At 68.1% G+C, this 8769-nt stretch carries 10 protein-coding genes; 1 reads left to right on the forward strand and 9 read right to left on the reverse strand.

Translation table 11 applies throughout. The annotated features are described in order from the left end of the window. The 8 genes from KBX53_RS12920 to acpS all read right to left on the reverse strand — a co-directional run. On the reverse strand, positions 1-868 hold an 868-nt coding region (locus KBX53_RS12920), incomplete at its 3' end, for a radical SAM protein (protein ID WP_210859415.1). An 18-nt stretch (positions 869-886) separates the two neighbouring features. Then, entirely contained in the window at positions 887-1177 is a 291-nt protein-coding gene (locus KBX53_RS12925; protein ID WP_030330895.1) for a ferredoxin family protein, read from the reverse strand. Between the two features lie 34 nt (positions 1178-1211). Then, the gene (locus KBX53_RS12930; protein ID WP_210859416.1) at positions 1212-2306 is read right to left on the reverse strand and encodes an aminotransferase class IV; all 1095 of its coding nucleotides are present in this window, start codon (positions 2304-2306) and stop codon (positions 1212-1214) included. A gap of 2 nt (positions 2307-2308) precedes the next feature. Next, positions 2309-3526, reverse strand: coding sequence for an ATP-grasp domain-containing protein (locus KBX53_RS12935; RefSeq protein ID WP_210859418.1), 1218 nt, complete (start codon positions 3524-3526; stop codon positions 2309-2311). After that, on the reverse strand, positions 3520-4095 hold the full coding sequence (locus KBX53_RS12940) for a bacilysin biosynthesis protein BacA (RefSeq protein WP_030330890.1): 576 nt from the start codon (positions 4093-4095) through the stop codon (positions 3520-3522). The genes KBX53_RS12935 and KBX53_RS12940 overlap by 7 nt, the downstream gene beginning before the upstream one ends. A gap of 12 nt (positions 4096-4107) precedes the next feature. Further along, complete coding sequence (locus KBX53_RS12945) at positions 4108-5226, reverse strand: branched-chain amino acid aminotransferase (RefSeq protein WP_051708320.1); 1119 nt, start codon at positions 5224-5226, stop codon at positions 4108-4110. Continuing rightward, on the reverse strand, positions 5219-6424 hold the full coding sequence (locus KBX53_RS12950) for a DUF6421 family protein (protein WP_030330886.1): 1206 nt from the start codon (positions 6422-6424) through the stop codon (positions 5219-5221). The genes KBX53_RS12945 and KBX53_RS12950 overlap by 8 nt, the downstream gene beginning before the upstream one ends. A gap of 347 nt (positions 6425-6771) precedes the next feature. Next, positions 6772-7218, reverse strand: a complete 447-nt coding sequence (gene acpS / locus KBX53_RS12955) for a holo-ACP synthase (protein ID WP_209444528.1) — start codon at positions 7216-7218, stop codon at positions 6772-6774. Positions 7219-7369: 151 nt separating this feature from the next. Here acpS and KBX53_RS12960 point away from each other — a divergent pair, with 151 nt between their 5' ends. Next, positions 7370-8455 carry a branched-chain amino acid aminotransferase gene (locus KBX53_RS12960; RefSeq protein ID WP_210859420.1) on the forward strand — a complete coding sequence of 362 codons (1086 nt, stop codon included), beginning with the start codon at positions 7370-7372 and terminating at the stop codon, positions 8453-8455. Between the two features lie 57 nt (positions 8456-8512). On the opposite strand, the gene KBX53_RS12965 is transcribed toward KBX53_RS12960, so the two are convergent. Next, positions 8513-8769: CdaR family transcriptional regulator (locus KBX53_RS12965; RefSeq protein ID WP_210859422.1), on the reverse strand; the 257-nt coding region annotated here is incomplete at its 5' end.

Raw genomic sequence — 8769 nt, forward strand, 5'->3', positions numbered from 1 at the left:
TGCCGCCGGCCGGCAGCACGTCGCTCACCTTGCCGGCCCGGATCTGCTTGTCGAGCCGGGTGCCCTCCCACTGGTTGAACCGGTACGTCTGCACGAAGCTGGGGCGCAGCTCGGCGCAGATGCCGTGGATGTCGGAGGCGAGGATCTCGTCGGTCTGACCGGCGAGGTTGTACATCAGGTCCAGCGCGAAGGTCCTGATCCCGGCTTTGCGGATGTTCTCCGCCGTCTGGTAGACCTGCTCGACGGTGGCCTTGATGGTCAGCTTGCGCCGGATCTCCTCGTTGAGCGTCTGCACGCCGAACGAGATGCGGGTGATCCCCAGGGACTTGAGCATCTCGATGTAGCCGTCAGTGGACAGGCCGAGCGGGCTGCCCTCCAACGAGATCCCGTCGACCTCGCTCAGGTCGAACTCGCGGTGCACGGCCTGGATGATGGTCGCCATCGACTCCTGGTCGAGCGCCGACGGCGTGCCCCCGCCGAACTGCACGTACTTGATCTTCGTGCCCTGGAAGTACGCCGAGCGGGCGTTGCGCTCGATCTCCTTCACCATGGCCTTGACGAACCGCACCCGCTGCTCGCCCTGGTACTTCGCCGAGGACTCCTTGAAGCAGGCGCAGAAGTTGCAGAACGCCTCGCAGAAGGGGATGTGGAAGTACAGCAGGATGTTCGTCTGCTGCGGGTGCGTCTGACGGTCGAGGAAGGAGAAGTACTCCGCCTTCTCCTGCTCGGTCCGCAGCGCGTCCTGGAAGCCGCAGATCTTCGGGTAGAACCAGGTGACGTTGGTCCGCTTCTCCGGGCTCTCGAAGTCGTCCTTGAGGTAGAAGTTCGAATCGAGACCGAGCATGAACGAGTTCTCGATGGTAGTCATGTCTGTCGATCCCATCCCTTATGAGGCGGACTTCTTGCTGACGGAATTGGCGTCGCTCTGGTAGATCACCGGGTACTGCTGGCTCATCTCACCGTTGATCAGGATCCACTCGAACTTGTCCTCGGGCAGCTCGACATCGGCCCAGATGGCTTCCGGCGGACATTCGGCAACGCAGGCGTTGCAGTCGATGCACTCCTCCGGATTGATGTAGAGCATCTCCGGGCCTTCGTGGAAGCAGTTGACCGGGCAGACGTCCACGCAGTCGGTGTACTTGCACCCGATGCACGCATCGGTGACGACGTAGGCCATGATCTAGATCTCCTGACGGGTTGCGCTGCCGTGGTCAGGCGTGGACAGTCGAAACTTCGGTGAGCCGGCGCATCCAGCCGAACCGGTCGATCACCTCGCCGCGGTGCAGGCCCCCGAGCACCTCTCGGAGGTGCGACGCCACGGCCACGCTGCCGGGCAGTCGGTATTCCTCCCCGCGATAGCCGAGGCCGTTGATGGACACGACGCCCTCGACCGTGCCGGTGCCGAAGCACTCGGTGATCCGGCCGTCGCTGATGCCCTGCAACACCTCCGCCAACGGAACCGGCCGTTCGACGACAACGGTCCCGGCGTCACGGGACAGCTTGATGATCGAGTCGCGGATGATCCCCGGCCGTACGGTGCCGTCCAGCGACGGCGTGGTCAGGACGCCGTCGATGACGAAGAACGCGTTCATCGCGCCGACCTGTTGGACAGTGCGCTCCGGATCGCCGCCCACCCACAGCACGTGGTGATAGTCGTAGTTGGCGGCGATCTCCCGCGGGACCAGCCCCGGCCCGTAGTTACCGACGGCGTTGATGTCCCCCGTGCCGCCCGGCCACGCCCGCACGTAGTCGTTCACCACCATCGCCCGCACTGGCACGTCGCTGGGAGCCGGCCGGGTCAGTGGGCTCGCCACGATCGTGAACAGGCACTCCTCGGCCGGGGCGACCTCGAGCGACGAGCCGTTGCCGGCCAGGACGGAGTGCAGCAGCAGCGCCGACCCGGGCTGCGCCGGGATCCACGCCTCGTCCAGGTCCACGAGCCGGCGGATCGCGAGCCAGACGCGGTCGAAGTCGAGTTGCGGGAGCGCCATCCGCCGGGCCGCGTTGTTGAGCCGCTTGATGTGGCTGTCCGGGCGATACACCGACACGGACCCGTCGGTCATCCGGTAGGCCGCGAGGTCGTCGAAGACCGCCTGTCCGTGGTGCAGGGCCGAGGACGGGGGCCGTACGGACGGCAGCGCGTCCCGGTCGGCGATGACCATGCCCTGCCAGGACCGCCGCTTGCTCCACCGCATCGAGTACGCGTGATCGGTCAGAACGCCGCCCGGGCGCGTCGGCGCGTCGGCCGCCGGCTTCGAACGGGGTGCGGTCGTCGCCTCGACGATCAGATCGTTGTCCTTGCTCACGATCAGCTGCCTTCCTTGTCGGATATATCGACCCGCACGTCGCGGAGCACGGCGCCGACCAGGTCCTCGACCCGGCCGGGATCGCCGACGAAATAGACCTGCGCGACCCGGTTGTGGAAGATGTCGTCGGGATCGAGCGCCGCGCCGCGCTCGGCCTCGAAGACGATCCGGTCGAACTCGTCGGCATCGAGAAACGCCTCGATGCCGGACACACTGCCGGCGAAGGCGCCCGGCCGATCGGTGGTGACGAAGGCGACCCCGGCGCTCGCCGACGAGACCGGCTCGTCCAGGTAACGGCCGCCCCGCGCCGCCTCAGCCGTCGCCAGGTAGAGATCCACCCCAGGGCCCGCCATGATCAGTTCGGGGATGCAGTCGCCGGCCAACCGTGCACCCACCTCGATCAGCACCGGACGGCCGTCCGCGGCGATGCGGGTCTCGATGTGGAACGGCCCGACGGTGATGTCGAAGGCGGCGACCACCTGCGCGGCGAACTCGTGCAGCAGCTGTCCGTGCGGTGAACTCCGTGGCGGCGTGGCGACGTGGCCCATCTCGAAGAACTGCGGCAGCGCGCTGACGAGTTTCGTGGTGATGCTGACGAGATGCAGCCCGGCCGCGTCCACCCAGCCCTCCAGAGAGAACTCGGGGCCCTCGACGTACTCCTCGACCAGGGCGACCCGCCGCGGATCGTGGTGGAACTTGACCTCGCCGTACCGGTGGATCTCCGCGCACGCGCGCTGGTATTCGTCCGCGTCCCGGACGAGGCGCACCATCAGGCTGCCGCCCCAGTCGGCCGGCTTGACGACCGCCGGGAACGCGAAGGGACATTCGCCCACATCGTCGGCCGGGACCGTGATCGATGCCGGGACGGCGATGCGGTGCTTGACGCAGCGCTCCCGCATCACGTCCTTCTGCCGGACGGCCTCGGCCGTATCCTGGCTCAGCGCCGGCAGCCCGAGGGCGCGGGCCAGCTCGGCCGCCGGGCCGACGGTGTACTCGAAGCCCGCGATGACGCCGGTCGGCGTCACCCCCAGCCGGTCGACGAGCGCCAGCAGAGCGGGGACGCCGTGGTCCGGATGCCAGTCGACGACGCGCGCGCCGGAGTGGACCTCCGCCGGCAGCAGGTCGGGAAACTGCGTCGGGATCAGGCACGGGACACCGGCCGCCACCAGCCGGCTCGCCAGCTGGATTCCGGCCGAGAGCGGCTGGACGATTATCAACACGCGGCGCCGGCCTTCCCCACGTGCAGGGTGAACACCATCGGCACCGGACCGAAGTTCTCCAGCGTCCGCAGCCCCTGGGCCTGGGCCGCGCGGTCGGTGGTCACGCAGGCGTCGTAGTCGCCCGCGGCGCAGGCGGCGGCCGCCACCGAGTTGCTGCTCGCGTACGAGATCGTGCCCCGATTCGTCACCAGGCAGCTGGGGGCGGGATGGGTGACGATGGTGGTGACGGACTGCTGGCCCGGCCGCGCGGCGAGCACCATGTCGTACGTGTCCAGGATGAAGCTGTCGGCCATCGTGAGCCGATGGAGATTACCGAACACCAGGTCGTGCAGGCGCGGATAAACGGCACAGGCGAGGATCGCCTCGCTGCCGTCGAACGCCATGACGTCGAGGCCATCCTCGACCTCGGCGTGCAGGACCACCCGGCCCTGGCGCTGTCGGTCGGCGAACCAGCGGTGCGCGGCCTTCTCCAGGTTGGTGCCGGTCGGCCCGAGCGTGTGGATGGTGGTGACGTGCGGCAGTTCGGTTGAGCTGGAACCCGCTGTGGAACGGCCGTTGGCGTCAGGCATCCGCCATCTCCCTTACTGTCGGTCGGTCGAGCTGTGAACGGATGCAAGGTCTTTGCGTACGCTCCGCAGCCATCCGTGGGTGTCCGGGCGGCTGCCGTGCTGGATCTCCATGAGCGTGTGCCGCACCCGGGCGGTCACCACGCCTTCCTGCCCGTCCCCGATCGTCACGTCGTCGTCTCCGTCGGCGATCCGGCCGACCGCCACGACCACGGCGGCGGTCCCGCACGCGAACATCTCGACGAGTCGCCCGGACCGGGCGCCGGCCATGAGGGCGTCGATCGGGGTCGGCTCCTCGGTGACCGGAATGCCGAGCTCACCGGCGAGGGTGATGACGCAGTCGCGGGTCACGCCCCGCATGATCGTCCCCTGGCACGGCGGGGTGGTCAGCCGCACGCCGTGCCGCTCGTCGTCGTCGCGCCAGACGAAGAAGACGTTCATGCCGCTGAGCTCTTCGACCCAGCGGAACTCGAGGCCGTCGAGCCACAGCACCTCGTCGTAGCCGCGCGCCTGGGCTCGCTTGCGGGTCAGCAGGCTGGCGGCGTAGTTGCCGGAACACTTCGCCTCGCCCATCCCGCCGCGCACCGCGCGTACCGTGTCCGCCGAGGTCAGCACGGAGATCGGGGTGAAGGCCCGGCCGAAGCAGGGGTCGGCCGGATACGCCAGGAAGGTGCACCGGTAGCGCCGCGAGTCGCGGAGCCCGAGCTCGGCCTCGGTCGCGATCATCAACGGGCGCAGGTAGAGGCCCTGGCCCGGCTCCTCGGGTAGCCAGCCGTCGTCAACGGCGACGAGCTGAGCGCAGGCGTCCAGGAACAGGTCGGCCGGCATCTCGGCCATCGCCAGCCGACGCGCCGACCGGGCCAGCCTGCGGGCGTGGTCGGCGGGGCGGAACAACGCGGCGGAGCCGTCGGGCTGGCGGAACGCCTTCAGGCCCTCGAAGACGCTCTGTCCGTAGTGCAGCACGAGGGTGCCGGGATCCATGGTCATCGGGGCGTACGGCTCAACGGAGAGGTCGGACCAGCCGCGCTCGGCCGACCAGTCGACGACCGCGGTGTTGTCGGTGTGGAACCGGCAGAAACCGGGATCGCGAAGGGCAACGGCACGGTCGGTGATGGTCGGGATCCCGTCAGACATGGACCTCACTGCCCCAGAGGCTCAGGGATGCCCGGGGGCCGCCGTACCTGTCCGCCTTGTTCTCCGGTTCCAGTAGCAATCTCTCGTACAGGAAATCGGTGACCTTCTCGCGATAGGACTCGTCGTCGGTGATCGCCTCGAATTCCTCGATCGTCCGGACGAGTTCCTTGGCCGATGCGACGATTTCCGCCTTGCCGGCCAGACTGCGCCGGCCGTCGTCGCCGATGGTGAACAGGCCGTGCTCGGCAAGCCAGGTGCCGAGGGCGAAGCCGGTCCCGGAGTCGAAGTTGCGCAACGGGCGTGGCTCGGCCGGGTAGCGGAAGAGCCTTTCCAGGATGATGTACTCGAAAATGATGTCGCCGTAGGGCACCGACTCCTCGTGGCAGGCGATCGCCGACTTCAGATCGACCTTGAGCTCCTCGGCGAGACCGGGGCGCCATTTCGTCTTCAACGCCAGGTGCTGATCCAGTGGACGGGGCCCGGTGTGGTGGTAGTAGTCGTGCAGGTAGCCCCAGACGCAGCGCGCCTGATAGACGTCCTCCGGGTCGACGTCGGCGGACGCCAGCACCTTCGTGTCGGCGAACGGGGAACCGACACCACAGAGCCGCGCCACGATTTCCAGCGTGCGGGCGTAGATGGTGGTGTGCCGGTTGAAGAAGAACCAGGCGAACGACTGATCCACTGTGGGACTGGCCGTCGGAATGTTCTCCGGGAAGAAGACGACGCAGTTTCCGTCGCGCAATCCTGGGGAGGCGGAAAGGAGTCGGGTCGATTGGAAAACCGCTTTGTCGTGCGGATAGCGCGACTGAAGTTCGGCGGTGCAGTCCGGGTCCTGGCGGACGACCGTGAACGCCTCGAGGAAGGCGCCGCGGGAGCCGTCGCCGTTGGGCAGGGTGACCGGTCCGACGAACGCGGCGGCTTCTCCGTCCTCCGGCGCGGGAACGGTGTCACGGGTCGCGTCGAAGGCCGGCTTCGCCAGGAAGCCGGAGTCTGACCAGGCACGCAAGTCGTGGACCGTCGCCTCGATCTGACGCGTCGGCATCAGCGGAGCGAGCTGCTCGATGTCGCGGCAGAGCTGGTCGAGGTGCGCGAGGGCCTGATCGCCGTCGCCACGGATCTGGGCCGCGCGGATCAGGCCGGCGGCCGGCACTATGCGACGCTCGAATTCCAGGAGCTGAGAGAGCGTGCGTGGTTCCACAATATCCCCTCGGCAGCAGCATCGACGCCGTTACGGCGTCCCACCCCGTGATGCACCTCGAAGTATGCACGAAAGTTCCCCATCCCCCGAGGAACCGCTTGATCGAAATCCTCTGGGGCTGATCCGGGTCCGTCAAACGACTCTCGCTATCTGGGATATCGACAGGAGTGACTAGTGGTATTGCCGGTCTTGACTGCCCCTTGTTTTGCCCGATTGCGAGGTAAATATCGGCTGATGGCCAGTGTCGAACCTCCACACTGAATGGCTAAAGTCAACAATGTGGCATCGACGGTCAATCAAATCATATGAGCGCAATGTCCAACTTGGACGAATAGATTAGGAAGCGTTCAGGCCGGTTGGCCCACGCCCGCGACGAAGGCGTGCGCCAGATGTCGGGTGTGCGTCAGGGTGATCAGCCAGGAATGGACACCGGCCGCCTCGGCGAGCGCCGCCGCGCGCCCGGCCAGGGCCAGTTCCGGCTGCCCGGAGTGCCGGCGCACCACCTCGATCTCCCGCAGGGCCGCCCCGCTCAGGCCGGTGCCGAGAGCCTTCAACACCGCCTCCTTGGCGGCGAAACGGACGGCGAAGCGTTCCGCCGGGTCGCGTTCGAGCAGGCAGTACGCGCGCTCACCCGCGGTGAAGTGCCGCTGCGCGAAGCGCGGCTGCCGGGCCAGCAACGCCCGGATGTCGTCGACGTCGACGAGGTCGGTGCCCGCACACACGACCACCCGGCCCACCACCTGGCGGGCGGCGCTGTCGGCGGCCGCGACGATCCGCTCGTCACCCCGGCTCACCGGCGCACCGTCCCTCCCGAGTCGCCGCAGTCTGCCTATGACCGGCGACAATACGGTCGGTATTCTGCACCTGTCATCCGACAAACTTCCCCTGCGTGTTCGTTCTCGGTGACTGAGCGCCCAGGGGTGCGGCCATTGAGAGGACCCGGCCATGAGCCTGCCGTTCCCGTTGCAGCAGAATCCGAACCCGGCCAGCGCGCAGCGGCGAGCCGAGATCATGGCGAATCCGGGGTTCGGCACCTACTTCACCGACCACATGGCACGGGCGGTGTGGAGGCCGGACGGCGGCTGGCAGGATTCCGAGATCGTCCCTTTCGGCCCGATCCTCATGCACCCGGCCGCGGCGGTGCTGCACTACGCGCAGGAGATCTTTGAGGGGATGAAGGCGTACCGGCACGCCGACGGCTCGATCTGGTCGTTCCGGCCGCAGGCCAACGGCGAGCGCTTCGCCCGGTCCGCCCGACGGCTGGCACTGCCCGAACTGCCGGTGCCGGACTTCATGGCCTCGGTCGAGGGGCTGGTCCGGGCCGACCAGGTGTGGGTGCCGGACGAGGACGAGTACAGCGTCTACCTGCGACCCTTCATGTTCGCGTCCGAGCCGTTCCTGGGGGTTCGGCCGGCGAAGGAGATCACCTACATGGTGATCGCCTGCCCGGTCGGCGCGTACTTCTCCGGTGGTGTCAAGCCGGTCTCCATCTGGCTCTCCACCGAATACACCCGGGCGGCGCGCGGCGGCACGGGTGAGGCGAAGTGCGGCGGCAACTACGCCTCCAGCCTGGCGCCGATGGTCGAGGCCGCCGAGCACGGCTGTGAGCAGGTCTGTTTCCTGGACGCCGCCGAGGGCCGCTACGTGGAGGAGTTGGGCGGCATGAACCTCTACTTCATCACCGCCGACGGCAAGATCATCACCCCGGAACTCGGCACCATCCTCGAGGGCGTCACCCGGGGGTCGATCCTCATCCTCGCCAAGGACCTGGGCCTGGAGGTCGAGGAGCGCCCGGTGGAGATCCGGGAATGGCAGGAGGGCGTGGCGTCCGGCGCGATCACCGAGGTCTTCGCGTGTGGCACCGGCGCCGTGGTCACGCCGGTCGGGCGTCTGGTCTGGGACGGCGGCGAGGTGACGGCACCGAAGGCCGGTGCCGAGGACTCGGTGACCATGCGGCTGCGCCGGCATCTGCTCGACATCCAGTACGGCCGGGCCGCCGACCCGTACGGCTGGATGACCCGCCTGGTGTGACGAGGACCGTCCGCTCGGTCGCGTCGCTGTTCGCGGCCACGCCACGGGCGGGCGGCGTCACGGTGTGCGGTAGTGGCCGGTCAGGCGACCGAGCTTCATGGCCAGGTGCAGGCACAGGCGTTCGTTGCCGTCCTTGAGGTCGGTCCCGGCGAGCTGTTCCACCCGCTGCAGCCGGTAGTACAGCGTGGTCCGGTGCAGTCGCAGTTTCTCGGCGGTCGCGTGCGCGTTGCCCGCCAGGTCGAGGTAGGCCTCAAGGGTCTCCAGCAGCACCTGGTGGGCGTCGTCGCGCAGCAGCCGCTCCAGCCCGGGATGGA

Origin of the sequence: Micromonospora sp. M51 (assembly GCF_018070305.1) — a bacterium.
GTDB lineage: Bacteria > Actinomycetota > Actinomycetes > Mycobacteriales > Micromonosporaceae > Micromonospora > Micromonospora parva.

Bases quoted from the DNA above. Each gene is read 5' to 3' on its own strand.
- KBX53_RS12925 (WP_030330895.1), bottom strand. From the start codon at position 1,177: ATGGCCTACGTCGTCACCGATGCGTGCATCGGGTGCAAGTACACCGAC.
- KBX53_RS12940 (WP_030330890.1), bottom strand. From the start codon at position 4,095: ATGCCTGACGCCAACGGCCGTTCCACAGCGGGTTCCAGCTCAACCGAA.
- KBX53_RS12945 (WP_051708320.1), bottom strand. From the start codon at position 5,226: ATGTCTGACGGGATCCCGACCATCACCGACCGTGCCGTTGCCCTTCGC.
- KBX53_RS12960 (WP_210859420.1), top strand. From the start codon at position 7,370: ATGAGCCTGCCGTTCCCGTTGCAGCAGAATCCGAACCCGGCCAGCGCG.